Origin of the sequence: Nakamurella deserti, assembly GCF_003260015.1 — a bacterium.
In the GTDB taxonomy this organism is placed as follows: Bacteria; Actinomycetota; Actinomycetes; order Mycobacteriales; family Nakamurellaceae; genus Nakamurella; species Nakamurella deserti.
In genome coordinates this window covers 396,158-420,892 of the sequence record NZ_QCXS01000003.1, presented here as the reverse complement: position 1 = coordinate 420,892, position 24,735 = coordinate 396,158, and the positions used below count along the sequence as shown (strand labels likewise).

Genomic DNA, 24,735 nt, shown 5'->3' with positions numbered 1-24,735 from the left:
GCCGGGACCACCGGCGGTGCACAGAATGTGGCCAGTGACGAACAGGAGACGGGCGCGGTGACATGCTGAAGTTCACGGGCCGACGGCTGGTCCAGTTCATCCCGGTGCTGATCGGCGCCACCATCATCTGCTGGGGTCTGGTCTGGGCCCTCCCGGGCGACCCGTTCAAGGGCCGGTGCGGTCAGGTGGCGTGCTCGGCCCAGTACATCCAGACGATGACCCAGAAGTACGGCCTCGACAAGCCGCTGCCCGAGCAGTACCTCGTCTTCCTGAAGAACGTGTTCACCGGCAACCTCGGCCAGACGTTCTCGGGGCTGGAGATCTCCGACGTCATCGGGCGCGCGCTGCCGGTGACGGCCCGGCTCGCGCTGATCAGCATCGTCATCCAGATCGTGCTGTCCGCGGCGATCGGCATCTGGTCGGGACTGCGCGCCAACGGCCCGTTCGACGTGACCGCGTTGTTCGGCTCGCTGATCCTGTTCTCCCTGCCGATCTTCGTGGTCGCCTTCGTCGCCCAGTACGTCCTGGGGGTCCAACTGGACTGGGTCAAGCCGACCGTGAGCACCGCGGCACCCACCCGGGAGCTGATCCTGCCGGCGGCGGTGCTCGCCATCGGCACCCTGGCCACCCTGATGCGCATCCTGCGGGCGTCGGTGGCCGAGGGGATGCACGCCGACTACCTGCGCACCGCCCGGGCCAAGGGTTTCCGCGAGTCCCGGGTCATCGGTGTGCACCTGATGCGCAACGTGATGGCGCCGGCGCTGAACGTCCTGGGCCTGGAGTTCGCCGCCCTGCTCGGCGGCACCGTCATCGTCGAGGGCATCTTCAACATCAAGGGCATCGGCGGGCTGATCTACCGCGCCATCCAGGACCGTGAGCAGCTCACCGTCTCCACGGTGGTCACCCTGGTCATCGTCTTCTACCTGGTGATCAACCTGATCGTCGACATCGCCTGTGCCCAACTGGATCCGAGGAGCCGGAATGACTGACCCGGTCACCGTCGACGCCACCTCCGACATCGAGCGCGCCACCGCACCGACCGGGACGGTCAGCCGGGCCGAGGCCGAGGCGGCCGACGACCGCAGCCACGGCGTCTGGATCGACGCCTGGCGCATCCTGCGCCGCAAGCCGATGTTCCTGGTCAGCGTCGGGGTCATCGTCGTGCTGGCGCTGATGGCGTTCTTCCCCGGCTGGTTCGCCGCCGGCGACCCCAACAGGGGGGTGCTCGCGCACAGCCTGCAGGGCCCCTCGAAGGACGGCTGGTTCGGCTTCGACGTCAACGGCCGCAACGTCTGGACCCGGGTCGTGTACGGCGCCCGGGCCTCGCTCACCGTCGGGTTCGCCTGCACCGTCGGCACCACCCTCATCGGCATCGTGCTGGGTGCGGTCGCCGCCTACTCCGGCGGTTTCGTCGACACCGTGATCTCCCGGGTCGCCGACATGCTGCTGGGCATCCCCTTCGCGCTGGCCGCGATCATCGTGCTGAGCACCCTGACCACCTTCCTGACGCCGAACTGGCAGGTCGAGATCATCCTCATCCTGACCATCGTGGTGTTCGGCTGGCCGAGCATCGCCCGGGTGCTGCGGGCCACCGTGCTCACCACCCGCAACGCCGACTACGTCGTGGCCGGGCAGGCTCTCGGGCTGTCGGGGGTCCGGGTGCTGTTCCGGCACATCCTGCCCAACGCGGTGTCGCCCATCCTGGTGCTGTCGACCATGCGCGTCGGCGGCTACATCGCCACCGAGGCGTCGCTGTCCTACCTCGGTCTCGGGCTGCGCCCCCCGGCCGTGTCGTGGGGTCAGATGGTCAGCGACGGACAGGCCTATCTGCGCACCGCGTTCCACGTCCTGCTGTTCCCCAGCATCTTCCTGGCCATCACGATCCTCGCGTTCGTGCTGGCCGGCGAGGCGCTGCGGGAGGCCCTCAACCCCGCCAACCGGAGGTGACCGTGCAGATCCAGGGCAACACCGACCGGCAACCGGTCGACACGAGCGGCGGTGCCACGGACCTCGCGTCGCGCGAGCTGCTCTCCGTCCGCTCGCTCGGGGTGCAGATCCGCACCGGCGGCGAGACCATCGACATCGTGCGGGACGTCTCCTTCGACGTCCGCCGCGGCGAGACCGTCGCCATCCTCGGCGAATCCGGCTCCGGCAAGACGATGACCGGTCACGCGGTGATGGGCATCCTGGACACCCCACCGGCCTACGTCAGCGCCGGCTCGATCCACTTCCAGGGCCGGGATCTGCTGACGCTGCCCGAGCGGGAGCGGCGGGAGGTTTGCGGCCGCAACATCGGCATGGTGTTCCAGGACTCGCTGTCGGCGCTCAACCCGGTGTTCAGCGTCGGCTTCCAGATCGCCGAGTTGTTCCGCAAGCGGCAGGGTCTCGGTCGCCGGGAGGCCACCGCCAAGGCGGCCGAGCTGTTGGACCTGGTCGAGATCCCGAATGCCCGCAAGCGTCTCAAGGACTACCCGCACCAGTTCTCCGGCGGGATGCGCCAGCGGGTGATGATCGCGATGGCGATCGCCCTGGAGCCCGACCTGCTGATCGCCGACGAGCCGACCACCGCCCTGGACGTCACCATCCAGGCGCAGATCATGGACATGCTGTCGCGGCTGTGCGACGAGCGGCAGATGGGGCTCATCCTCATCACCCACGACCTCGGCGTGGTCAGCGAGTTCGCCGACCGCATCATCCTGATGTACGCCGGGCGGGTGGTCGAATCGTCCTCGGCCGCCGCGCTGTTCACCGGCTCGGCCCATCCCTACTCGCGGGCGCTGCTGGAATCGGTGCCCAAGCTCGCCGACCAGCACACCGGGCTGAAGGTCATCCCCGGATCGCCGCCGGACCCCCGCGACGTGGGCCCCGGCTGCTCGTTCGCGCCCCGCTGCTCGCACGCGGTACCGGCCTGCCTGGCCGGGGTCCCGCCCACCCTGCAGGTGGCGCCGGACCACCTGTCGGCCTGCCTGTTCGCCGAGGAGATCGTCGCCCATGTCTGAGCAGCCGCCCCCGCCCGACACCGCCCCGGGCGACGACCCGGTGCTCGAGGTGCGCCACGTGGTCAAGCACTTCCACCCGGGGCGCAGCCTGTTCCCGTCCCGGCGGCAGACGCTGCGGGCCGTGGACGACATCTCGTTCACCCTGCACCGCGGCCGGACGCTCGGCATCGTCGGCGAGAGTGGCTGCGGCAAGTCGACCCTGGCGCGGATGACCCTGGGCCTGGAGACCCCCACGGCCGGTGAGATCCGGCTCCGGGGCCGGGAGCTGTCGACCGTGAGCCGGCACTGGCGCAGCAGCGTCATCCAGCTGGTGATGCAGGACCCGTACTCGTCGCTGAACCCGCGGATGACGATCTACGACATCGTGGCCGAGGCCTTCGTGGCGCACCCGGAGCTGGTGCAGGGGGTGCGGCGGCGGGACCTGGTCGCGGAGATGCTGTCGCTGGTCGGCCTCGGGGCGCACCACCTGAACAAGTTCCCGCACCAGCTCAGCGGCGGGCAGCGGCAGCGGGTGGGTATCGCGCGGGCCCTGGCGCCGAAGCCGTCGATCGTGGTGTGCGACGAACCTGTGTCGGCGCTGGACGTCTCGGTGCAGGCGCAGGTGATCAACCTGCTGGAGTCGCTGCAGGCCGAGCTCGGCCTGTCGTACGTGTTCATCTCGCACGACCTGTCCATCGTCCGGCACGTGTCCGACCGGATCGCGGTCATCTATCTGGGTCGCATCGTCGAGGAGGGACCCGCCGAGGCGGTCTACAACGCGCCGGCGCACCCGTACACCCAGGCGTTGCTGGCCAGTATCGCCACCACCCGGTTCGACGCCGACGGCGCCGAGATCGCCAAGCCTGCCCGCATCCGCGGTGAGCTGCCCGACCCGCTGAACCCGCCGTCGGGGTGCCCGTTCCGCAGCCGCTGCTTCAGGGCCCGGGACCGGTGCGCCGTCGAGGTGCCGCTGCCGCAGGCCGTGGGGCCGGACGGGCATCTCACCCGCTGCCACTTCCCGACCGTGGCGGACCCGATCCTGCTCACTGCCGGCGGCGCGCCGGACGGCGGTCGGCGGTGACCGGCGTCCGACGTGGCCTGGCGGCACCGTGCTTCGCTGAGGACCCGGCCGAGCTCGTCGAGCTCGGGGTCCGGGCGGAGGAGGCCGGCTTCGACGGCTTCTTCCTCTGGGACCACCTGGTGTTCAGCAACGACGGCGACGGGCCGCCGATCGTGGACCCGTGGCTGGTGCTGGCGGTCATCGCCTCCAGGACCAGCCGGATCCGGCTCGGACCGATGATCACCCCGGTGTCCCGACGACGCCCCTGGGTGCTGGCCCGGCAGACCGCGACCCTGGATGTGCTCAGCGGGGGCCGGACCGTCCTCGGCATCGGGCTGGGGTCACCCGCACACGGCGACTTCGGCATCTTCGGTGACGCCACCGACCCGGTCGTGCGGGCCGAACTGCTCGACGAGGGAATGGATGTCGTTGCCGGTCTGTGGACCGGGGACTGGTTCTCCCACCAGGGGAAGCACTTCACCGTCGAGCCGGTGCGGTTCCGCCCGAGACCCGCCCAGAGGCCCCGGATCCCGGTCTGGGTCGGTGGGGTGCTGCCCGCGCAGCGGCCGATGCGGCGGGCCGCCGGCTGGGACGGTGCCGTGCCCATCCGCTTCGCCGAGCGGGAACTGGCGCGGGTGTCGGTCGCCGACGTCGCGGGCGTCCGGGAGCTGGTGCACGACCGGCGCGGATCGGTGGCCGGGTACGACATCGTCGTCTGGGCCGAGGTGGCCGCCGAACCCGCCGCGATGGGCCCGACGCTCGCGTCCTACGCCGACGCCGGGGCGACCTGGTGGATCGAGACGGCCAAGCCCGGCGCCGGCTGGCAGGACGGGCTGCGGGACCGGATCGCCCACGGCGTCTGATCGGGACGCCCGGCCGGTCAGCGGGCCGCGGCCGCCCGGATGAGGTCCAGCGCCCGGGCGTTGCCCCCCGACGTCTCGGCCGCGGTGATCCGGGCGTCGCCGCCCCGGACGACCTGCTGGGCGTGCTCGATCATCCACTGGAACGCCGGGGCCGGGTCGGCCGACCAGGTCTGCCGCAGTGCTCCGTCGCGCCAGAGTTCCACGGTGTCGGTCGGTGTCGGGTGGAACGGGTTGCCGACGCGGAGCTCGGCGTGCGAGCCGATGATGCGGGTGGCGGTCGACGCGGGCCGTCGCATCCCGGCGGACAGGATCAGCCGCTGCCCGGACGTGAAGTCGGCGACGGCGGCTGTCTCGATGTCCACCCCGGAGTCGGCGGACCGGCTGCGGGCCGCCGCGGTGTCCACCTCCGAGCCGAACAGCAGCCGCGCCAACCGCACCGGGTAACAGCCGACGTCGTACAGCGCGCCGCCGCCGAGGGCGGGATCGAGCCGGATGTTGGTCGGGGTGCGGACGTCGAAGTGGAACTCGGAGACGATCTCGCGCACCTCGCCGAGCGTGCCGTCGTCGACCAGCCGGCGCAGCAGCTCCGTCTGCGGGTGGAAGGGGAACGCGAACGACTCCCACAGCGGGGCGCCGGCGGGGATCCCGGCCAGCAGGGCGTCCACCTGGGTCGCGTCCAGACCCAGCGGCTTCTCGCAGATGACCGGCCGTCCGGTGGCAGCGGCGGCGGCGGCCCACTCCACGTGCTGGTCGTTGGGCAGGGCGATGTAGACCGCGTCGACGTCGGGACGGTCCAGCGCCCCGGCGTAGTCGGCCGTCGCCTCCACCTGGTGGTCCGCAGCCCAGGCGCGGGCCCGGTCGGGATCACGGCTGCCGACGACGACGGCGCGGCCACCGGCCGCCCGCATGGCGGGGAGGAAGGCCTTGGCGGCGATGTTCGCCGTTCCGAGAACCGCCCACCGGACGGGCGTCGGGGATCCGCTGGGCTGAGAGGTCGTGGAGGACACGGGGTTCCTGACTCGAGACCGGTGAGAAGAGTTGCCGACACGGGCGACCCGCAGACCGGGAACTTACCACCGCCGGGTGCGCGCCCCCGTCGCGCCCGTGCGGGTGGGTGGGCCCCGGGTCCGCGGCCGCGGACGACGATCCACCGACGGCGGCGGGGCGTCCGATCAGACGTCCGGGGCCGGCCGGACGGGTACCGCCCGCCTCGACGGACACCGGCGCGCGGTCCCGCGCCGCCGGTGCGCTCCGCCAACGGGTCATCAACGCGACCCTGACGGCGGTCGCGACGCCGCCGGAGGCCAGCAGCACGACCATCTCGGCGACGCTGCCCGCGTCCGGGGCGGCCTGCGCCAGCAGGTCCAGGGCCAGGTCGTTGACGGCGAGCCCGAGGACCAGGACGCCGATCATCTCCAGGTGGTGGCGCAGCGCGCGGTGGCTGCCGGTGACGTGCATCGTGAAGCGGCGGTTCGCCGCGGTGCTCATCAGCGTGGTGACCAGTTGGGCGAGGACGTTGGCGGTGCCCGCCGCCAGGACGGTGCGCAATCCGGCGTACAGGCCCAGGTAGGCCGGCGTGCAGACGGCCCCGACGGCCAGGAACGTCAGGGCCCGGCGACGGGCCGCCGCGGAGAGGTGCTCCAGGGGACCCGCCGTCAGCGTCATGGACCGAGTCTGGGCGAGCCCACTGTGCCCACCCGGAGGTGGACCTGTGCCGTGGCTGTGCGGCGGGGCCCGGGTCGGGCCCCGCCGCGTCCCATCAGCCCGCCTCGGGGGTGGCCCCGGCGCGGTCGGCGTTGGCGTGGATGGCGTCGTGCAGCCACTGCGTCAGCCCGGGCGCCAGATCCTCGTAGGTCCGGGTGAACCGCTCGTCGGCCAGGTACATGTCGGCGAGGTTGCGCTGCATGTCGTAGCCGCAGTCGTAGAAGGCGTTGATCCCGGCGCGGTGCTCCTCGGCGATGGCATCGGCCTCCGGCGAGCCGGGGACGGCCCCGGACCTGAACACCGCCACCATCCGGGCGTTGGCCGCGTCGGTGTCGGCCTTCACCTTCTCCCACTCCTTCCGGCCGAACCCGCGGGTCCGCTCCTGCGACTGGCGCCACATCTCGGTGTCACCCCAGCGTTGCTCCGCCTCGACCTCGTAGGCCGGGTCGTAGGTGTCGCCGAAGATCTCCAGCTTCTCCTCGGCGGTCAGTTCGATGCCGCTCACGGCAGCCTCCATCTCCTTCTCGATCGCGGTGACCATCGCCTGCACGCGTTCCAGACGTGCGGTCAGCAGTTCGTGCTGCCGACGCAGGTGCCGCTGCGGGTCCTGCGACCCGTCCAGCAGGGTGGCGATGGCGTCGAGAGCGAAGCCCAGGTCCCGGTAGTACAGGATCCGGGTCAGCCGGTCCAGATCGCCGGCGGTGTACAGCCGGTAGCCCGACCCCGACCGCTCGTCCGGGACCAGCAGGCCGATCCGCCCGTAGTGGTGCAGGGTGCGCACGGTGACCCCGGACAGGCGCGCGACCTGTCCGACGGTGTACCGGTCGACGCCCATGGACCGCTCCTCGTCTCGACGGCCGGCGGGTGCCGGCCTCGGGAACCAGCCTGGAGCCTGACGTAGCGTCAGGGTCAAGTCCGATTCTGCGGGACCGTCGGATCCCTGGCTCAGTCGTCGACGCCGCGCGCCCGGAGCGCGTCACCCAGGCTGTCGGCCGTGCGCAACGCGCGCACCACGGCCGGCGCGGCCAGCGCCAGCGCCGAGTTGCGCAGACCGGTCACCCCGCGGGCCTTGCGGGCCTGCACCACGTCGCCGACGATGCCGCTGACCAGTGGGACGCAGCGGATCGTCAGCGCCAGCATCAGACCGATCCGGTCGGGGTCGACGCCGACGCGGCGCAGCGGCCGCAGCAGGGTCCGGGTGAGATCGAGCATCGCGCTGACCCGGGTGGTCAGCGTGACCAGGGCAGCCAGCCCGACGTTGACCAGCAGCGTGCCGACGCTGGTCACGGCCCGTTCCCAGCCGGAGAACAGCAGCTGGAACGCGGCGATGAACGGCACGATCCACAGCAGCGGCCGGAACTGGGCCAGCGCCACCCGGGCCGGGATGCCGGCCACGGCGAAGAGGACCGCGACGGCGAGCAGCGCCACGCCCAGCTGCACCGGGGTGTCCAGCCGGACGGTGAGCACCACCGCGACCGCCAGCAGCAGCAGCTTCGGTCCCGCGGGCGTGCGGTGCAGCAGCGAGCGGCCGGGGTGGTAGAGCCCGATCACGCGAGCAGCACCCGGCGGTAGGCGGCCAGGGCCGGCCCGGGGAGGTCGTCGGCGACGACCCGGCCGTCGTCGATCACCAGCACGCGGTCGAAATCGGCCACCAGATCCAGCTGATGGGTCACCACCACGACCCGCTGGTCGAGGCGGCCGAAGGTGGCGGCGATCATCGCGGCGTTGCGGGCGTCGAGCAGCGTCGTCGGTTCGTCGGCGATCAGCACCGCCGGCTCGGCGACCAGCACCGAGGCCAGCGCCAGCAGCTGCTTCTGCCCACCCGACAGCAGGTGCGCCGGATGGTCGGCGTGATCGGCGAGGCCGAACCGCTCCAGGATGGCGGTGACCCGGGCGGCGGCCTCGGCCCGGGACAAGGTCGTCCGGCGCAGCGTGAAGGCCACGTCCTCGCGGACCGTGGGCATCACGATCTGGGTGTCCGGGTCGGTGAACACGAAGCCGACGCGCTCCCGGACCCGCTTGCCGTCGCGGGCCACCGACAGCCCGTCCACGCTGACCGTGCCGCTGCTCGGCTCGACCAGCCCGTTGATCAACCGGGCCAGCGTGGACTTGCCGGAGCCGTTCGCGCCGACGATGCCGACCCGCGGTTCGGTGAGCGTGAGGTGGACGTCGGTGAGGACCCGGCGGTCGCCGAAGGCGTGCGAGACGTGCTCGAAGCGGATCTCGCGGGTCACGGCGCGCCGCGTCCGCTGCCGGCGGTGCACGGCCGGCTCACGGCGCCACCCGCTGGACGACGAGGGCGATGCCCTGTCCGCCGCCGATGGCACAGGCGGCCAGACCGAACTCCGGGCCGCCGGGCTGCAGCATCCGGGCGAACAGCCGGACCACCAGGACGGCGCCGGACGCGCCCCAGGGATGGCCCATGGCGATCGCCCCGCCGTCGGTGCAGACGGTGTCCGGGTCCAGATCCAGGGTGCGGACGGCCGCGAGGATCTGCGCGGCGAAGGCCTCGGTGATCTCGACGGCGCCGAGCTCGGCGACGCCCAGCCCGAGCCGCTCCAGCAGCGGCGGCACCGCGGCGGTCGGGCCGAGACCGGGCAGCGCCGGGTCGCAGCCGCGGACCGCCCCGCCGAGGATCCGCAGGTGCGGACGCCCGCGGGCGGCGTCGGGAGAGGTGAGCGCGACCGCGGCGGCGCCGTCGGAGATGCCGCAGGAGTTGCCGGCGGTGTGGGTGCCGTCCGGACCGAAGGCCGGCCGCAGCCGGGCCAGCCGCGCGGTGGTCACCCCGGGGCGGACCCGCTCGTCGTGGTCGAGGCCGGGCAGCGGCACCCACTCGGCGGCGAACGCCCCCCGTTCGCAGGCGCGCTGCGCCCGTTCGAACGAACGGGCCGCCCACGCGTCGTGGTCGGCCCGCCCGATGCCCAGGTGCGCGGCCAGCGCGTCGGCGGCCGGGCCCATGTCCGGGTCCGGGAAGCCGGCGGGGGCGAACGGGGCGCGGGCGTAGGTCTGCCCGGTGTCCCGCCGGGCACGCACCGGTGCGGTGGACGCGGATTCGGCGCCGCCGGCCAGCACCACACCGGCCTGGCCGGCGGCGATCCGGGCGGCGCCCTGCAGGATCGCGTCCAGACCGGAGCCGCACTGCCGGTCGACGGTGACCGCCGGGGTGGCGGTGCCCAGGCCCGCACCCAGCGCGGCCAGCCGCGCCGGGTTGCCGCCCGGTCCGAGGCAGTTGCCGAGCAGGACGTCGTCCACCGGCCCCAGGAGGGGGTCGTCGGCGAGGACGCGCAGCACCGGGGCCGCCAACCGGTCGACGGTCACCCCGGCCAGGGCGTGCCCGGCCGTGCCGATCGGCGTTCGGCGCGCGGCCACGACCGCGGCGGTCACGGCCGCGGCGAGCCGGCCCGGTCAGGCCAGCGGTTGCGCATCCAGGGTTCCGTCGATGAGGCCGGCGCGGATGGCGGCCCTGACGATCTTGCCCGCGGAGGTGCGCGGCAGGGTGGCGACGTACCAGCGGCGGGGGAGCGCGGCGCTCTGCAGCCGGGAGCGCGCCTCGGTGCGCAGCAGCGCCCCCTTGGTGCCGGGGGCGACCTCCATCACCGCGGCGACGATCTCTCCGAGCCGCTCGTGCGGCAGGCCGACGACCGCCACCGCCCGCACCCCGGGCAGCTCGAGCAGGCTCGCCTCGATGTCCTCGGCCAGCACCGTCGCGCCGCTGGTGGTGATGGCGGCGTCGCCGCGGCCCCGCACGGCCAGCGACTCGCCGACGAAGGCGCCGAGGTCACCCACCGAGGCGAAGCCCTCGTCGTCGACACGCATCTCGCCCGACGCCCCCGCGTAGCCCAGCGACAGGTACGGCGACCGCGCCCAGATGACCCCGTCGCGGGCGACCACCTCCACCCCCGGGAAGGGGGCGAGCGGCCGGCGGTACCGGCGGGCGGCGACGAAGGACAGCTCGGTGGCGCCGTAGTACTCGACGAGCTCGATGCCGGCGGCCCGCGCACGGTCGGCGAGGCCGGTGGTCAGCGGCGCGCCCCCGATGACCGCGAGCCGGACGGCCGGCGTGGCGGTCTCGTCGTCGCGGAGCAGCGTGTCGAGCACCGTCGGGACGCAGTGCATCACCGTGGCCGCGGTGACGTCGTCGGTCAGGGTGGCGCCGACCCACAGCGTGTGCAGCGCCCCGAGCAGGTGCATGCTGCCGTGCAGCGGCCCGGTGAGGGCGACGGTGTCGTCGCCGTCGATGCCGGTGATCTCGGTGAATGGCGGGAACGACACCCGCCAGGACTCCCAGGTGCGGGCGATGACCCGCGGCCGGCCGGTCGAGCCGGAGGTGGTGAGCAGCAGCTGGGCCCCCGCGGGCAGCGAGGTGACGGCCGGGACCGGCTGCTCCGGGTCGGTGACGAGTACCGGGCGGCCGGCGATGAGCGCTGCGTAACAGGCGATGAGAGTGGCCAGCGGATCGGTGTCGCTGACCGCCAGGATGTCGGCGGGGCCGTCGCCCCGCTCGGTGGCGTGCAACTCGTCGACGGCCTCGTTGATCTCCGCGGCCAGCTCGCCGTAGCTGAGCCGGATCCCGTCCAGGTCGACGGCCCGGTGCTCCAGGGCGCCGCGGAGCCAGCCGGCCAGGCCCGCGGGTGGCGCCTCGGCGTCCCGCTGCTCGGTGTCCCGGTGCTCGGTGTCCTGCTGATCGTGCGGGGGTGTGGGCTGGCTGCCCGGGTGGTCGGACGCGTTCATCGGTCTCCGCCGGTCGGGTGATGGTCGGGGTGGGCGGCAGCCGGGGCGGGGGAACCGCCGTCGCGTGAACCGGCCGGGCGGGCGCGGGAGGGAGTGCTGCCGCCGGGCGCGCGACCGTCGGCGGCGACCGGGTCGCCCGCGACGGCGCGGGTCGGGCGGCCGCCGGCCGGCCGGCCGATCAGGCCCGGGTAGGCGCGGTGCACCTGACGGGCGACCAGCACGGTCACGACGACCTTGATCAGGTCACCGGGCCAGAACTTGAGCGAGTCGACAAAGGCCGCGCCCAGGGGCACGCCGGCGTTGAGCGCGGTGACCGGGACGCCGACCGCGTAGACGGCGACCATCCCGCCGAGCGCGGTGAGCGGCAGGGCCAGCCAGAGCCGGTAGGCCGGCAGCAGCCGCCGGGTGGCCAGTCCGATGACGAAGGCGCCGAGCAGCCAGCCGTACGGGTAGCCGGCGCTGGGGGCGGTGGTGAGCCAGCTGATGCCGCCGCGGCCGCCGGACAGCAGCGGCAGGCCGGCGGCGACCAGCACCGCGAAGACGGCGACGGCGGCGACGCCCTTGCGGGGTCCGAGGACGGCGCCGGCGAGCATCACCCCGAGGGTCTGGAAGGTGATCATCACGCTGGTCGAGCCGACCTGGATGCCCCCGGGGAGTCCGAGGGCGGCGATCAGACCGGCGAAAACGGCGATCTGGGCGAGATCGCGTGCCGGGTGGCGGTGTCGAGTCACAGACGGACCTTACTGGGTGTGGTGTCGTCCGCCGCCGTCGCCGCTGATGGGGGAGCATGGGGCGGATGTCCACCGCACCCCCGTCGCCGACCGACGTCACCGGACCTGACGGCACCCCGGTCCGGGTGTACGTGACCCCCGGAGCGGCGGACGCCGTCCCGGTGGTGCTGGTCCACGGGCTGGGGTCGGATGCGTTCGTGAACTGGGAGCAGGCCGGCTGGCTGCGCTCGCTGCGCGCGACGGGCCGGCCGCTGATCCGCCTCGACCAGCGGGGTCACGGCGGGAGCGGTGCGCCCCACGATCCGGCCGCCTACCGGCTGCCGCTGCTGGTGGGCGACCTCGCCGCGGTCGTGGCGTCGACGGTGGGGGCCGGCCGTCCGGTCGACGCGATCGGCTACTCGCTGGGCTCGCGGGTGCTGCTCGAGTACCTGGCCACCCCGGGGATGCCCGCGCCGGTGCGGCGACTGGTGCTCGGCGGCAGTGCCGGTCAGCCGTTGCTCCAGGGCTTCGACCCGGACCTGGTCGATCGGGCGCTGGGGGGCGGGCCGGTGCCGGCGCACGCCGAGACGGCGCGGATCGCCCGGACCATCGCCGCGCTGCCGGGCAACGACGAGCGCGCGCTGGCCGCGCTCGTCCGCGGACTCCACACCGACCCGGCCGCCGTCCGTCGCGCACCCGACCCGGCGGTCCCGACGCTGGTGGCGGTGGGCACCGACGACCCGCTGCACGACCCGGCCCGGGCCTGGACGGCGGGACTGCCCGCGGCGACGTTCGTCGGGCTGCCGGGTCGAACCCACGTGTCGGCGGTGCCGTCCGGGGTGTTCCGCTCCGCGGCGGTGGCGTTCCTGGGCTGAGCCCGCCCCGGTCACCGGCGGGGTTCGGCCCGACCGGCTGCGCACCGCGTCCGGGCGTACCCGCTCCGTCGCCGACGACTAGGCTCGAATGCCTGTCGGCGCACCAGCGCGACGGGGGTGTGGACCGGTGAGCGGCGACCGCGAACCGGACGAGGAAAGGTTTGCCGAGTGCCCGCAATCAACGACCGCTCCGGACGTGCACTGATCGTCCTGGTGGCGGATCGGCACCTTCACGAGGCCGAGGACGACGGCACCGGTGCGCTGGTCACCGAGCTGCTGGTGGAGGCCGGGTTCGTGGTCGACGGCAGCGTCACGGTGCCCTCCGACGAACCGGTCATCCGCAACGCGCTGAACACGGCCGTCATCGGCGGCGTCGACCTGGTCATCACCGTCGGCGGCACCGGGGTGTCGCCGCGCGACGTCGTCCCGGACGTGACCGCGGAGATCCTGGACCGCGAGCTGCTGGGGGTCAGCCAGGCCCTGCGCTGGTCGGGGATGACCGCCGGTGTCATGGAGGCGGTGATCTCCCGCGGGCTCGTCGGGGTGTCGGGTTCGACGCTGGTCGCCAACATCCCGGGCTCACGGCAGGCCATCCGCGATGCCCTCGCGACCCTCACCCCGCTGGCCGCCTACCTCATCGGCGAGCTGTCGGACCTCGAAGAGCTCTGAGCCGGATGCGGGGCAGCGTGGCCGCGGCGGCGTCGACGGGCGCATGGTGACGCCCGACCGGTCGGTCGTCCCGGCCGACGGCCCGCCCGAGCCGCCGGCCGATCCGGGCGCCACACCGACCGGGAGCACCACCGCACCCCCGCCCGCCGGTTCGACCCCGGTGCGCAGCCGGGCCGAGCTGGACCGCATCTTCGGCACCGATCCGGTGAGCACCCGGGACGACCTGCCCGACCCCGAGGTGCCGTCGGGTCGGGACCCGGCGGAGGCCTGGTACCTGGAGAACCGGCCGCCGCACCACGGCGGCTGAGCGCCTTCCGTAGCCACCGACAGCGGGCGGTGCGGGACGGCACGGACGCCTGGTCCTGGAGGACCGGCCGTCGCAGCACGGCGGTTGAGCGCTCCGCCGCCCGCAGCCACCGACAGCGGCGGTGGTGGACGGCGTGGACGCCCTTGGTTTCTGGAGATCGGCCGCCGCACCCCGGCGGCTGGTCGCCGTCCGCGGCCTCGGGCAGCAGGCGGTGCGGACGCCTGGTCCTGGACGACCGGCCGCCGCACCACGGCGGCTGAGCGCCTTCCGTAGCCATCGACAGCGGGCGGTGCGGGACGGCACGGACGCTCTCGACTCGGGCTGGCCCACACCGGGACCGCCCCGGACCGCACGGCCGTCACCGGGCCGGCCCACACCGGGACCGCCCCGGATCGCACGGCCGACACCGGGACGGCCCACCCGGGACGTCCGGGTCGAGTGCCTCAGATCAGCGGGTTGTCGGTGGCCTTCCCGTCGTTCTGCGCCTTGAGCAGGTCGCGGATCTGCAGCAGCAGCTCGTTGTCGGTGGGTGCGGCGTCAACGGGCTTCATTCCCTTCTTGCGGCGCTCGGTGATCGTGTTCATCGGCACGATGAAGATGAAGTAGACGACGGCCGCGGTGATCAGGAAGGTGATCGCGGCGGTGATGACCGCGCCGATGTTGACGAAGGACGTCGCGGGGCCGTCCGACCCGAGGATGTTGAAGCCGAGCCCGTCGGCGTTCACGCCGCCGATGCTGGCCAGGATGGGCTGGATGATCGCGGTGGTGAAGCTGCCGACGAGGGCGGTGAAGGCACCGCCGATGACCACGGCGATCGCCAGTTCGACGATGTTCCCGCGGAACAGGAAGTCCTTGAAGCCTTTGAGCACGGGTTCTCCTCGGGGTCGGGGGAGGGGGTGGCGCGCAACACCGCGCAACTGACGGACGGAGCGTATCCGCCGGTCCGCCGGCCGGGTGAAACGCCTGCACGGCGTGCGCCCGGTCCGGGCCGGTCACCGCAGACGCAGGGCGACGTCACCGGTCAGTGCGGCGGCGGCGAGACGGTCGGCCTCGGCCTCGGGGACGGACAGCAGCACCGGCTGCGACCGGTCACCCGAGCCGCTCCCCGCGACCAGCACCGCCAGCACCAACGCGTCCGACGTCAGTGGCTGCACCGCGCCGGCGCTGTCGATCCCGACGACGACGACCGCGCTCCCGGCCTGCAGGAGTTGCAGGACCGCAGGGTCGGCGGGCCGGACCGCCACCGCCGCGCGTCCCGGCCCGGGCTCGGGCCCGGGGGTGTCGACCAGCCGGCGATCGGTGAGGACCTCGCCACGCCGCGCGGCCGAGGTCAGGCGTCGGCCGTCGACGTCAGCGGGGTCGGCCAGCGCACCGTCGGGTGGCGACACGACACGGGTGACCGCGACGTCCGTCGCGGTGAGGACCGCCCCGACCTTCAGATCGCGGGTCAGGGCGAGGGCCTCGACCCCCGGCTCGGCCGCGCTGCCCCGCGCGGCCGACAACCCGGCCAGCACCAGGAGCAGGACCGCCACCGCCCGCCGCGCCGCCCGGTAACGCCGACCGCCGGCCCGCCCGGTCCAGCGCTCGCGGCGCCAGCGTGGGGTGAGTGCCCGTACGGACCGCCGCCGCGCCTCGGCGGCCGCCGTCACAGCGCCGCCGGCGCGGTCGCACCCGCCCGTGCGATCGATCTGCGAGTCGCGGTCGATCGGTTCGGCGCGGACCGCCCCGCCCGGCCGCCGACGCGGCGCGCCGGTCGGTGCGTCGGCCGCGCGGCGCGCGGTGCCCCGCCCGGCCCGGTGGCGGCTCGGCTGTACAGCACTGTCGCTGATGCGCATGTCTGGTCCCCGTCCTCGACACCCAGGACGCTAGGGAGCGCACGGACGGTCGGCCGTCGACGGACGGTGCCGGAGGGGACAACCCCACGATGGGGTGCAACTGGGGACCGCCGATCACGCCTCCGGCGGCTCGTAGCGGCGTGTCGGAGGTCCGACGGGCCGCGACGGTGCCGGAGGACCGACGGGTGCGGGCGACCGACGAACGTCCGGCCGCGCTTCGGCGGGCCGGCGCCGGCCCGCCGTCGTCAGGAGCCGGTGCTACCCGAACCCGACGCCGTGCTGCTGGCGGACGACGTCGAGGAGCTCGCGGGAGTCGAGCTGCCGTTCGAGGTGGTCGCCGGGGCCGGCTTGCTGCTGCCGCCGTCACCGGACGAGGACTTCTCCGGGCTGCTCTTGGGGGCGGCGGGATCGGCGCTCTTCGCGACCTTGCCGTCGCCGTTGCGGGAGTCCGTCCGGTAGAAGCCGGAGCCCTTGAAGACCACGCCGACGGATCCGTAGACCTTGCGCAGGCGCCCGCCGCAGACCGGGCAGTCGGTGAGGGCGGCGTCGCTGAACGACTGGAATTCCTCGAACTGGTGCCCGCATTCGGTGCAGGCGTACTGATAGGTGGGCATCGAGGGTTCCTCCGCTGACTGCGCATCCCGGTGGGTGGCCGATGGGCGAACGACCGCCCCGGGCATCCGGTTGGCACTCGACCGGTCGGAGTGCCAGTTCGATGATCCATGGGCGACGCCCGGCACGCAAACACCGTCGGGTGCGGTCCTGCTCACCCCGCCCGCGACGCCCCCGGAACGCGCAGTCCACCCCGGGGGGTGACCAGCAGTGACACCGGCACGTCGAGGTGGTCGTGCGGCACGGTGTCGAGCACCTCGTCGTCGTCCAGCACCGCGACCAGCGGCGGCCGTCGACGCGTCAGGGTGCCCAGCAGCGCCAAGGTGCGGTCGTAGTGCCCGCCCCCACGGCCCAGCCGGTGACCGGCCGGGTCGACCGCCAGCGCCGGCACGAGCACGAGATCGGCCGAGGCGACCGCGCCCGGGCCCAGCCGCGGGGCGTCCAGCTCGTCGATCCCCACCGGGCCTGCGCGGCGTGGCAGTTCCCCGGACCCGGCGGCCCGGCGGGCGGCCGACCAGTCGCTCCAGTCCAGGGGGGCCGCGCCGGTGACGACCGGCACCAGCACCGTGACCCCCGCTCCGGTCAACCGGTCGAGCAGCCGGCCGTCGAGCGGCTCGGACGGCAGGGGCAGGAAGCCGCACACCGTGGTGCCCGGGGACGCCGCGGCGAACAGGTGGTCGGCGTTCGCCCTGCCCACCGCTGCGCGGTGCTCGGGCGTGCGGTGTCGCCGGCGGTCGAGCAGCCGGCGGCGAAGCTGCTGTTTCGCGGCGGTGACCGACGGGTCGTCCGGGGCGTCGGGGGAGGAGCGAGGTGACCGGGTCATCCGGCCACCTTCACCCATCGCGGGCTCCGCCGGGAAGGCGGCGTGGGCACCGGACGCGCACGTCACCGGCCCGCGGTGCCGCGTACAGGTGCCGCCGCGCTATAGGTTGGGCAGTCATGACCACTCTGAGCTCAGCCCGTCCGGTGTCCGGAGGTCGACGCCGGACCGGCCGGTCCGGTCGGCGGGGCGGGGCCGTCTGATGCGATCGGTGAGCGAACAGCTCGACCTGGTGCTCCGGTCCGCGGTCACACCGTCCCCGGTCCGTACCGCGATCTCCGAGGCGCAGGGGCTGCTGTGCGCGGAGGAGGTGGTGGCCCAGTCGGCGCTGCCGGCCTTCGACCAGGCCGCCGTCGACGGCTACGCCGTCCGGTACGTCGACATCGCCCAGGCCTCCGACGCGACCCCGGTGGAGCTGCCCGTGGTCGGTGAGATCACCGCCGGTGCCCGCACCGCGCACCGGCTGCAGCCCGGCCAGGCCGTCTACGTCGCCACCGGCGCGCCGCTGCCCATCATCGCCGACACCGTGGTGCCGCGGTACGAGACCGACGGGCACGCCGCCCGGGTCGCGTTCTCCGCGGCAGTGCCCTCGGGCAGCTACGTGCGCCGCATCGGCGAGGACGTCCAACCGGGGGACGTCGCGGTCCGCTCCGGTGCGTTCATCGGCGCGGCGCAGGTCGGTCTGCTGGCCGCCGTCGGCCGCGACAAGGTGCTGGTGCACCCGCGGCCGCGGTTGTCCATCATCTCCGTGGGCGAGGAGCTCGTCGACGTCGCGCGGACCCCCGGTCCCGGTCAGGTCTACGACGTGAACTCCTTCGCGCTGGCCGCCGCCGCCCGTGACGCCGGCGCCGACGTCAACCGCATCGGCATCGGCCCCCGCGACCTGCGCCGACTGCGCGAAATGGTGGAGGCGCGGCTGCTGGTCAGCGAGGCCGTCATCATCGCCGGCGCGGCCGGCGGGTCGTCGGGCGCGGTCGTCGCCGAAGCGCTGGCCGACCTCGGCCAGCTCGACCTCACCCGGGTCGCCATGCAGCCCGGCTCGGCCCAGGGCTTCGGTCTGCTCGGGCCCGACCGGGTACCGACGTTCCTGCTGCCCGCGAACCCGGTCAGCGCGCTGGTCGTCTTCGAGGTCATCGTGCGGCCGGCGCTGCGGGTGATGCTGGGCCGCAGCAACCCCTACCGGCGCACCGTCTCGGCGCGCACGCTGGAGCCGATCACGTCGCCGTTCGGGCGGCGGTCGTTCCTGCGGGGGCAGCTGATGCGCGACGACGAGAACGACTACCTGGTGCACATCCTGGGGGGCCACAGCACCCACCTGCTCGCGTCGCTGGCCGAGGCCAACTGCCTGGTGCTGATCGACGAACAGGCCACCGACGTCAACGTCGGCTCCGAGGTGGCGGTCTCGTTCCTGGCCCAACGGGCCTGATCCGGCCGTGAGCTGGTTCGCCCCGAGCACGCCGGGTTGGCCGGGCCGGCTCGGCCCCGTGCCGTCGGCCCTGGGGCCTGTCGAACTGCGCCCGCTGCGGGCCGCCGACGGCGTGGACTGGCGGCGGATGCGTATCCGGGACGAGGCCCTCATCCGGCCCTGGGACCCGAGTTCGAGCCTGACCTGGGTGGCCAGGCACACCCGGCCCGCGTGGATGGACCATCGGGCGATGCTGCGGCAGGCCGCGCGGCTGGGCACCGCGCTGCCGTTCGCGGTGACCGTCGGCGGCCGGTTCGCCGGTCAGGTCACCATCGGCGGCATCCAACGCTTCCCGCTGCACAGCGGCTGGGTCGGCTACTGGATCGGCTCGGAGTTCGCCGGTCGAGGGGTCGCCACGGTGGCCGTCGCCCAGGTCGTCGCGCACGCCCTCACCGAGGGTGCGCTGCACCGGGTGGAGGCGACGGTGTCGCCGGCCAACCACGCCAGCCAGCGGGTGCTGGCGCACCTCGGCTTCCGTCAGGAGGGCCTGCTGCAGCGCTATCTGGACATCGACGGCGGTTGGCGCGACCACCAGCTCTGGGCGCTCACCGCCGAGGAGGCAACCGGCGGCGCCGCGGGTCTGCTGCGCTCCTGGTCGGCGGACGGATTCGCACGTCCGTAGGGCCGGCCCGCCCTGTGACCGGGCGGCCGCCTCCCGACCGCGTGTCCTCCCGAACGGGTGGGACCCGGGTGGCTAGCGTGACAGCGCAGAAGGGTTGGTTCGAGGCTGCGCGCCGTACACGGCGCGGACTGCGGGCGCGACCAACTCGGCAGTGCCAGGAGGATGGGTATGACGGTTCCGCAGTCGTTGCTGCTGGTGGCGCTCGCCGTCGCCTGGATCGTCCTGCTGGTCCCCTCGTGGTCGCGTCGCCGCGGCCACGTCAAGGAGACCGTGGAGGGCAGCGGCTTCCGGGTCCTCAGCCGTGTCCCCGCCGGCGGGCGCCGGCCCGGCCGCCGGTTCCCCGCCGTCTCCCGACGCACCGCCCAGAGCCCGACCAGAACCGTCCGGAGTGAGGATCAGATGTCCAGCCAGCAGGTGAACGACAGCGCCCGCGCCGACGACGACACCGTCGTGCTCGAGCCGGTGGCGGCGGCCGGAGCGGCTCCCGAGCCCCACGGCAGTCATCCGTTCGACGCGGCCCGGGACACGGCCGACCGTGACGGCGCAGATGACGACGGCACCGACGTCGCCGAGTTCGACGGCCGCGCCGACGACGCCCCCGCCCACCTCGACGACGAGGACGCCCGCGAGGAGGCCGCCGCCTACGACGAGCACGACGAGGCCGAGCTGCGCCGCCAGTACCAGGCGTGGCGCGCCTCCACCCGCACCGACGCCCCGGCCGACGCCGACGCCACCGACTCCCGGTCCGCCGACGCGGAGCCGGAGCCGGACAACGTCCGGCCGATCCCGCGCCGCCCCGGCCGCGGTCTGTACGACCCGGAAGCGGCCGAGCGCGCCCGCGCCTGGAAGTTCGCCCGCCGCCGCCGCGCCGTCCTCGTGCTGACCCTGCTGATCGTCGGGTTCGCGCTGGCCGCGATCCTGGTCTCGGGCACGTTGTGGATCGGTGCCGGGATCTCCGCGCTGCTGCTGGTGCTGTTCCTGACCTACCTGCGCCGCCAGGTCCGCATCGAGGCCGACATCCGGGCGCGCCGGCTCGCCAAGCTTCAGCGCGCCCGCCAGATCCGCCCCGAGCACGCCGCCGACCTCGACGGCTTCGCCGACCCGTACGCCCGCCGCGCGCCGGGCCCCCGGGACGCCGCCGGTCCGGTCCGTCACCGGTCGAACCGGGTCGTCCTGGACCTGGACGACGACGATCCCGGCTTCGACGACCTGGAGTACTACGAGCCGATGGAGTACCGCCGCGCCGTCGGGCAGTGACGTCCGTTGACGATGACGGGCGTGGGTGCCGGGGTCTATCAGCAGGCCGACGCGACCATCCGCTTCGACTGGGGCGCTGAGGGCGCGGCCGCCACGGCCGCTGGCGCCGGGATCGTCGTCGTCGTCGATGTCCTGTCGTTCACCACGACGCTGTCCGTCGCCGTCGACCACGGTGTCGAGGTCTTCCCCTACCGGGTCCGCGACGCCTCGGCCGCCGCCTTCGCCGCCTCTCGGCAGGCCGTGCTCGCCGTGGGCCGCAGCGAGGCCGGGGCCACCGGCGTGAGCCTCTCCCCGCTGTCGGTGCGCGCCGCCGCCGCCCCCGACGGCCCGCTCGACCGGGCCCGCCGTCTCGTCCTGCCGTCGCCGAACGGCTCGGCCATCGCCCGCAGCATGGCCGACCGCGGCGCGGTCGTCATCGGTGCGTGCCTGCGCAACGCCGCCGCCGTGGCCCGCTGGATCGTCCGATCCGGGCAGGGCCGTCCGGTCGCGGTGATCGCGTCGGGGGAGCGGTGGCCGGGTGACCTGCTGCGGCCGTCCGTGGAGGACATGTGGGGCGCCGGCGCGGTCATCGCCGAACTGCAGTCGTCGGGCATCCGGACCTCCTCACCCGAGGCCGACGCCGCGGTCGCCACCTACCGCGACGTGCGCGGCCGCATCGGGCTCGCCCTGCAGGCGTGCGCCTCCGGCCGTGAGCTGACCGCCGACGGCTTCGGCGCCGAGATCGCGGTGGCCGCCGAGCTCGGCGCCTCCTCGGTCGTGCCGATCCTGCGCGGCGAGGCGTTCACCGCCGCCTGAGGGACGCGCCGGGTGGCGGTGAACCGGTGGGCACCCCGCGGTGTGCACGACCGCCCCTCGGCGGCTGGTAGTCTTTCGATGCTCACGGGGAACCGTGCGCGGGGCTGTAGCGCAGTTGGTAGCGCGCTTCGTTCGCATCGAAGAGGTCCGGGGTTCGATTCCCCGCAGCTCCACCACGCACCACCATCACCACAGCACCGACAATCACGCAGCACCGACCATCACCGCAGCGCCGAACGGGCCCCGTCGCGAGACGGGGCCTGATCCGTCTCTGGGGTCGGTCCGCTCAGCCGCTGCAGCGGCAGCCGGGCCGTCCACGACGGCTGCGGCAGCGGCCGGTCCAGCAGGTAGCCCTGCACCGCGGGGCAGCCCATCTGCAGCAGCATCTCCAGCTGCCGCTCGTTCTCCACGCCCTCGGCGATGACGTTGAGCCCCAGCTCGGCCCCGAGCGCGATGACCGCCGCCACGATGACCGCGTCCCGCGAGTCGCTGTCCAGCCCGGCCACGAACGACCGGTCGATCTTCAGCGCCTGGATCGGGAACCGCGCCAGGTGGGTCAGCGACGAGTAGCCGGTGCCGAAGTCGTCCAGCACCAGGCTCGCGCCGGCCGTCACCAGCGCGTTCAACGCGGCGTGGGCCGCGTCGCCGCCGTCGAGCAGGGCGGTCTCGGTGATCTCCAGGGTCAGCGTCCCCGGGACCAGCCCGCTGGCGGCGATCGTGGTGGTCACCAGCGCCGCCAGCTCCGGGTCGTCGAGCTGACGCGGCGAGACGTTGACCGCGATGCGCACGGGGCGCCCGCCGAGCTCGCGTTGCCAGCGGGCGGTCTGTCGGCAGGCCTCCTGGAGCACCCACCGGCCCAGCGGCACGATCAGCCCGGTCTGCTCGGCCAGCGGCAGGAAATCGTCCGGCGGCAGCAGTCCACGCTCCGGATGCCGCCAGCGCACGAGCGCCTCCAGGCTGACCAGGTGCTGACCGGCGGTGGTGCGGATCGGCTGGTAGTGCAGGCAGAGCTGGTCCCGGTCGATCGCGGTGCGGAGTTCCGCCTCCAGCTTCACCCGGGCCTGTGCCTGCGCCTGCATGCGCTCGTTGAACAGCTCGATCCGGTTGCCGCCGTGGTCCTTGGCCCGGTACAGCGCGATGTCGGCCTCGCGGAGGAGGTCCTCGGCGTTGGCGCCGTGCCGACGCGGCGAGGTCAGCGTCACCCCGACGCTGGCGGTGACGGTGAGCACGGTGCCCTCGAACTCCACCGGCATCGTCGCGGCCTCCACCATCCGCGACGTCAGGTCGGTGACGTGCTCCTCCGACACGTGCTCGCACAGCATCGCGAACTCGTCACCGCCGAACCGGGCGAGGGTGTCCGACGGGCGCACCGCGGCCGCCAACCGCCGGCCGACCGTCTGCAGCACCACGTCGCCGGCGGCGTGCCCGAGACCGTCGTTGACACTCTTGAACCGGTCCAGGTCGATCAGGGCCACGGCGATGCCGGGTTCGTCGGCGCGCCCGCTGGGCCGGCGCGACAGCGCCTGCTCGAGACGGTCCAGCAGCAGCGCGCGGTTGGCCAGGCCGGTCAGCGGGTCGTGCAGCGCCTGGTGACTGAGCTGCTCGCGGAAGGCCACCTGCTCCCAGGCGGTGGCCACGATGTTGGCCATCGCCTGCAGCAGGGCCACCTCGTGGGCGGGGAACCAGCGCCGGCGGGTGGCGTGCACGGCCAGCACCCCCAGCGCCCCGTGCACGCCCGGCACCGGGACCGCGACGCCGCTGACGATGCCCCGGGCGATCAGCGGCACCGGCGGGGTGATGCGAGGGTCGCGCCGCAGGTCGCGGGAGACGAACGGTTCGGCCGACTCGACGACGTGCATCGCGTACGAGCCCGACGCCGCCAGTGGGATGACCGTCCCGGGTTGGATGGTGTCCGGGCCGAGCTCGGCGGCCACCCGCAGCCCGCCGTCGGGCAACCGCCGCAACGCCGTGCCGTACTCGGTGCCCAGCGCCTCGACGGCCACCGTCAGCGCCGTGGTCAGCAACTCGTCGGGCTCGCTCACCCGCAGCGCGCGCTGCCCCAGCTGGGCGACGGCCTCGGCCATCGCCGCGCGCTGGTACAGGTGCCGGTTGACCCGGCTGAGGAACAGCGCGACGACCGCGACGGTCAGACCGACGATTAGCCAGCGGTCCAGCGCCCCCGCGGTCGGGTCCGCGCCGGCCGCCAGTACACCGCAGCCGACCAGCAGTCCCGCGCCGACGGCCAGCGCCACCGTGGTCCGGGTCAGGTCACGGCGGGCGCGGATCACCGGCCGCCGGCCCGGTGCCACCCACCACGGCAGCGGTCGCCCGCGCAGGTACCCGCTCAGCGTCACCGGCCGGCGCAGAACGCGTCGCGCCGGACGGGGCTCGTCGCCGGCGGCAGGTAGGACGTCGCGACGACGATGGTCCGTGCGGTGACCGCGGCGTAGGTCTCGATCTGCTGGGCCACCAGCTCGCGCGCCTGCGGTGTCGGGGCCGCCACCAGCAGCTCGGCGAAGCGCCACGCGACCTCGCGCCAGCCGACGATGGCCTGCAGCAGCGCGGTGTACCCGACGCCCCACGGGGTGTTCAACGCCGGGATCTGCGGGTCCAGCGTCGCGGCGGTCTCGTCGATCAGCGGCTGGACCACACCGTTGAGCATCCGGTCGATCCGGTCGTGGTCGTTCTTGCGGCTGGTGCCGTCGGGCCGGGTCAGGCCGATCGCGGCCAGGACGAACGGCAGGTCGCGGTTGACGTGGGCGTTCATCCCCAGCAGCAGGTTGCCGAGCCCGCTGACCCCGTCGCGTCCGGCGGCGTCGAAGGCGATGCGCCAGGCCGGCGGCACCCGCTCCAGGGATCCGGCCGACCACGCGTCGTAGGCGTCGAAGTACATCCGGGCGAAGGCCACGTCCTGGTGGTTGACGAAGGTCGGGTCGGCCAGGTTGCCGTCGGTGGCACTGAACCGCCGGTAGGCCTCGGTGGTGCGCAGGTAGGCCAGCGCGAACACCGCCTGGTGGCTGCACGACGCGGCGAGGGGGGCGTACCGCTTCTCCATCGCCCGGATGGTGGCGTCGACGCACCGCAGCCGGCCGGCCACGCAGTCGTCCAGACTGGTGGGCTGGTACTCGTACGTCAGGGCGGGGAGCAACTCCGCCCAGCCGACGAACAGCGGGTCGTCGGCGGCCGCGGACGGCGCCGCCCACGACGACATCGCGACGGACAGGCTGACGGCGACGGTCGCCACACGGCGAAGCACCGAAGACCTCATGGCCACACTCCTGCACTGATGAGCGAAACAGGTGGACCCGCGAGCGGCGGTCAGCACGGAACCGTGAACCCGTCCTGACCTGCTGTGATTGTACACACACCCGTAGTGACCACAGTCGCTCCAATGGTCCATCCGAGGTCAAGCGCTGCGTGAACAAACCGGAC

The 24,735-nt window shown here is 73.9% G+C and carries 25 protein-coding genes, 1 tRNA gene and 1 pseudogene; 13 read left to right on the top strand and 14 right to left on the bottom strand.

Translation table 11 applies throughout. From position 1 onward, the window contains the following. Positions 1-62: 62 nt before the first annotated feature. From DB033_RS15170 to DB033_RS15150, 5 genes are all read left to right on the top strand, one after another. Positions 63-989 (top strand): ABC transporter permease, encoded by a 927-nt coding sequence (locus DB033_RS15170; protein ID WP_111767767.1) that lies wholly within the window; start codon positions 63-65, stop codon positions 987-989. Further along, a complete protein-coding gene (locus DB033_RS15165) occupies positions 982-1,947 on the top strand; it encodes an ABC transporter permease (RefSeq protein ID WP_111767766.1) in 966 nt (321 codons plus the stop codon). Before DB033_RS15170 ends, DB033_RS15165 begins: the two co-directional genes overlap by 8 nt. 77 nt (positions 1,948-2,024) lie before the next feature. Next, entirely contained in the window at positions 2,025-2,999 is a 975-nt protein-coding gene (locus tag DB033_RS15160; RefSeq protein WP_420814080.1) for an ABC transporter ATP-binding protein, read from the top strand. Next, entirely contained in the window at positions 2,992-4,059 is a 1,068-nt protein-coding gene (locus tag DB033_RS15155) for an ABC transporter ATP-binding protein (protein WP_111767765.1), read from the top strand. The genes DB033_RS15160 and DB033_RS15155 overlap by 8 nt, the downstream gene beginning before the upstream one ends. Next, complete coding sequence (locus DB033_RS15150) at positions 4,056-4,901, top strand: LLM class flavin-dependent oxidoreductase (RefSeq protein WP_170315565.1); 846 nt, start codon at positions 4,056-4,058, stop codon at positions 4,899-4,901. Before DB033_RS15155 ends, DB033_RS15150 begins: the two co-directional genes overlap by 4 nt. A gap of 17 nt (positions 4,902-4,918) precedes the next feature. Here DB033_RS15150 and DB033_RS15145 read toward each other — a convergent pair whose 3' ends face one another. The 8 genes and pseudogenes from DB033_RS15145 to DB033_RS15110 all read right to left on the bottom strand — a co-directional run. Next, positions 4,919-5,809 (bottom strand): Gfo/Idh/MocA family protein, encoded by an 891-nt coding sequence (locus tag DB033_RS15145; protein WP_240615977.1) that lies wholly within the window; start codon positions 5,807-5,809, stop codon positions 4,919-4,921. Beyond that, a complete protein-coding gene (locus DB033_RS21490) occupies positions 5,766-6,566 on the bottom strand; it encodes a GtrA family protein (RefSeq protein WP_111767762.1) in 801 nt (266 codons plus the stop codon). Before DB033_RS21490 ends, DB033_RS15145 begins: the two co-directional genes overlap by 44 nt. A 94-nt stretch (positions 6,567-6,660) precedes the next feature. Beyond that, complete coding sequence (locus tag DB033_RS15135; protein WP_111767761.1) at positions 6,661-7,440, bottom strand: MerR family transcriptional regulator; 780 nt, start codon at positions 7,438-7,440, stop codon at positions 6,661-6,663. A gap of 110 nt (positions 7,441-7,550) precedes the next feature. Beyond that, a complete protein-coding gene (locus DB033_RS15130) occupies positions 7,551-8,156 on the bottom strand; it encodes an energy-coupling factor transporter transmembrane component T family protein (protein ID WP_111767760.1) in 606 nt (201 codons plus the stop codon). After that, complete coding sequence (locus tag DB033_RS15125) at positions 8,153-8,839, bottom strand: energy-coupling factor ABC transporter ATP-binding protein (RefSeq protein ID WP_111767759.1); 687 nt, start codon at positions 8,837-8,839, stop codon at positions 8,153-8,155. The genes DB033_RS15130 and DB033_RS15125 overlap by 4 nt, the downstream gene beginning before the upstream one ends. 37 nt (positions 8,840-8,876) lie before the next feature. After that, on the bottom strand, positions 8,877-9,974 hold the full coding sequence (locus DB033_RS15120) for a thiolase family protein (RefSeq protein WP_111768345.1): 1,098 nt from the start codon (positions 9,972-9,974) through the stop codon (positions 8,877-8,879). Between the two features lie 36 nt (positions 9,975-10,010). Further along, on the bottom strand, positions 10,011-11,336 hold the full coding sequence (locus DB033_RS15115) for a class I adenylate-forming enzyme family protein (protein WP_111767758.1): 1,326 nt from the start codon (positions 11,334-11,336) through the stop codon (positions 10,011-10,013). Between the two features lie 170 nt (positions 11,337-11,506). Continuing rightward, positions 11,507-12,067: pseudogene (locus DB033_RS15110) on the bottom strand (biotin transporter BioY); the annotation flags it as partial. Positions 12,068-12,132: 65 nt separating this feature from the next. Here DB033_RS15110 and DB033_RS15105 point away from each other — a divergent pair. The 3 genes from DB033_RS15105 (at position 12,133) to DB033_RS15095 (ending at position 13,897) form a co-directional block, all read left to right on the top strand. Beyond that, on the top strand, positions 12,133-12,921 hold the full coding sequence (locus DB033_RS15105) for an alpha/beta fold hydrolase (protein ID WP_157970717.1): 789 nt from the start codon (positions 12,133-12,135) through the stop codon (positions 12,919-12,921). A 168-nt stretch (positions 12,922-13,089) separates the two neighbouring features. After that, positions 13,090-13,590 (top strand): MogA/MoaB family molybdenum cofactor biosynthesis protein, encoded by a 501-nt coding sequence (locus DB033_RS15100; protein ID WP_111767756.1) that lies wholly within the window; start codon positions 13,090-13,092, stop codon positions 13,588-13,590. Positions 13,591-13,633: 43 nt separating this feature from the next. Beyond that, positions 13,634-13,897 (top strand): hypothetical protein, encoded by a 264-nt coding sequence (locus DB033_RS15095; protein WP_111767755.1) that lies wholly within the window; start codon positions 13,634-13,636, stop codon positions 13,895-13,897. A 443-nt stretch (positions 13,898-14,340) separates the two neighbouring features. Here DB033_RS15095 and mscL read toward each other — a convergent pair whose 3' ends face one another. From mscL to DB033_RS15070, 4 genes are all read right to left on the bottom strand, one after another. Then, the gene (mscL, locus tag DB033_RS15085; RefSeq protein ID WP_111767753.1) at positions 14,341-14,766 is read right to left on the bottom strand and encodes a large conductance mechanosensitive channel protein MscL; all 426 of its coding nucleotides are present in this window, start codon (positions 14,764-14,766) and stop codon (positions 14,341-14,343) included. Positions 14,767-14,889: 123 nt separating this feature from the next. Beyond that, positions 14,890-15,429, bottom strand: a complete 540-nt coding sequence (locus DB033_RS20765; RefSeq protein WP_157970716.1) for an SAF domain-containing protein — start codon at positions 15,427-15,429, stop codon at positions 14,890-14,892. A gap of 548 nt (positions 15,430-15,977) precedes the next feature. Continuing rightward, positions 15,978-16,346, bottom strand: a complete 369-nt coding sequence (locus tag DB033_RS15075) for an FmdB family zinc ribbon protein (protein ID WP_111767751.1) — start codon at positions 16,344-16,346, stop codon at positions 15,978-15,980. 152 nt (positions 16,347-16,498) lie between these two features. Then, positions 16,499-17,167, bottom strand: coding sequence for a 5-formyltetrahydrofolate cyclo-ligase (locus tag DB033_RS15070; RefSeq protein WP_157970715.1), 669 nt, complete (start codon positions 17,165-17,167; stop codon positions 16,499-16,501). Positions 17,168-17,366: 199 nt separating this feature from the next. Between DB033_RS15070 and glp the strand changes: the two genes are divergently transcribed. The 5 genes from glp (at position 17,367) to DB033_RS15045 (ending at position 21,479) form a co-directional block, all read left to right on the top strand. Further along, entirely contained in the window at positions 17,367-18,590 is a 1,224-nt protein-coding gene (gene glp / locus DB033_RS15065; protein ID WP_111767749.1) for a molybdotransferase-like divisome protein Glp, read from the top strand. A 7-nt stretch (positions 18,591-18,597) separates the two neighbouring features. Next, the gene (locus tag DB033_RS15060) at positions 18,598-19,251 is read left to right on the top strand and encodes a GNAT family N-acetyltransferase (protein WP_111767748.1); all 654 of its coding nucleotides are present in this window, start codon (positions 18,598-18,600) and stop codon (positions 19,249-19,251) included. A 168-nt stretch (positions 19,252-19,419) separates the two neighbouring features. After that, a complete protein-coding gene (gene sepX / locus DB033_RS15055) occupies positions 19,420-20,508 on the top strand; it encodes a divisome protein SepX/GlpR (protein ID WP_111767747.1) in 1,089 nt (362 codons plus the stop codon). 21 nt (positions 20,509-20,529) lie between these two features. After that, positions 20,530-21,303: a 2-phosphosulfolactate phosphatase gene (locus DB033_RS15050; RefSeq protein WP_205843924.1), complete on the top strand. Its 774-nt coding sequence runs from the start codon at positions 20,530-20,532 to the stop codon at positions 21,301-21,303. 100 nt (positions 21,304-21,403) lie between these two features. Beyond that, positions 21,404-21,479 (top strand) — tRNA-Ala (locus tag DB033_RS15045). Between the two features lie 45 nt (positions 21,480-21,524). On the opposite strand, the gene DB033_RS15040 is transcribed toward DB033_RS15045, so the two are convergent. After that, entirely contained in the window at positions 21,525-23,657 is a 2,133-nt protein-coding gene (locus DB033_RS15040; protein ID WP_111767745.1) for a putative bifunctional diguanylate cyclase/phosphodiesterase, read from the bottom strand. Continuing rightward, positions 23,654-24,571, bottom strand: coding sequence for a DUF5995 family protein (locus DB033_RS15035; protein ID WP_157970714.1), 918 nt, complete (start codon positions 24,569-24,571; stop codon positions 23,654-23,656). The genes DB033_RS15040 and DB033_RS15035 overlap by 4 nt, the downstream gene beginning before the upstream one ends. Positions 24,572-24,735 lie beyond the last annotated feature (164 nt).

Coding starts and splice junctions, on each gene's coding strand:
- DB033_RS15115 (WP_111767758.1), bottom strand. CDS start 11,336: ATGAACGCGTCCGACCACCCGGGCAGCCAGCCCACACCCCCGCACGAT.
- DB033_RS15095 (WP_111767755.1), top strand. CDS start 13,634: ATGGTGACGCCCGACCGGTCGGTCGTCCCGGCCGACGGCCCGCCCGAG.
- DB033_RS15105 (WP_157970717.1), top strand. CDS start 12,133: ATGTCCACCGCACCCCCGTCGCCGACCGACGTCACCGGACCTGACGGC.
- sepX (WP_111767747.1), top strand. CDS start 19,420: ATGACGGTTCCGCAGTCGTTGCTGCTGGTGGCGCTCGCCGTCGCCTGG.
- DB033_RS15170 (WP_111767767.1), top strand. CDS start 63: ATGCTGAAGTTCACGGGCCGACGGCTGGTCCAGTTCATCCCGGTGCTG.
- DB033_RS15165 (WP_111767766.1), top strand. CDS start 982: ATGACTGACCCGGTCACCGTCGACGCCACCTCCGACATCGAGCGCGCC.
- glp (WP_111767749.1), top strand. CDS start 17,367: ATGCGATCGGTGAGCGAACAGCTCGACCTGGTGCTCCGGTCCGCGGTC.
- DB033_RS15155 (WP_111767765.1), top strand. CDS start 2,992: ATGTCTGAGCAGCCGCCCCCGCCCGACACCGCCCCGGGCGACGACCCG.
- DB033_RS21490 (WP_111767762.1), bottom strand. CDS start 6,566: ATGACGCTGACGGCGGGTCCCCTGGAGCACCTCTCCGCGGCGGCCCGT.
- DB033_RS15035 (WP_157970714.1), bottom strand. CDS start 24,571: ATGAGGTCTTCGGTGCTTCGCCGTGTGGCGACCGTCGCCGTCAGCCTG.
- DB033_RS15135 (WP_111767761.1), bottom strand. CDS start 7,440: ATGGGCGTCGACCGGTACACCGTCGGACAGGTCGCGCGCCTGTCCGGG.
- DB033_RS15075 (WP_111767751.1), bottom strand. CDS start 16,346: ATGCCCACCTATCAGTACGCCTGCACCGAATGCGGGCACCAGTTCGAG.
- DB033_RS15070 (WP_157970715.1), bottom strand. CDS start 17,167: ATGACCCGGTCACCTCGCTCCTCCCCCGACGCCCCGGACGACCCGTCG.
- DB033_RS15145 (WP_240615977.1), bottom strand. CDS start 5,809: ATGCGGGCGGCCGGTGGCCGCGCCGTCGTCGTCGGCAGCCGTGATCCC.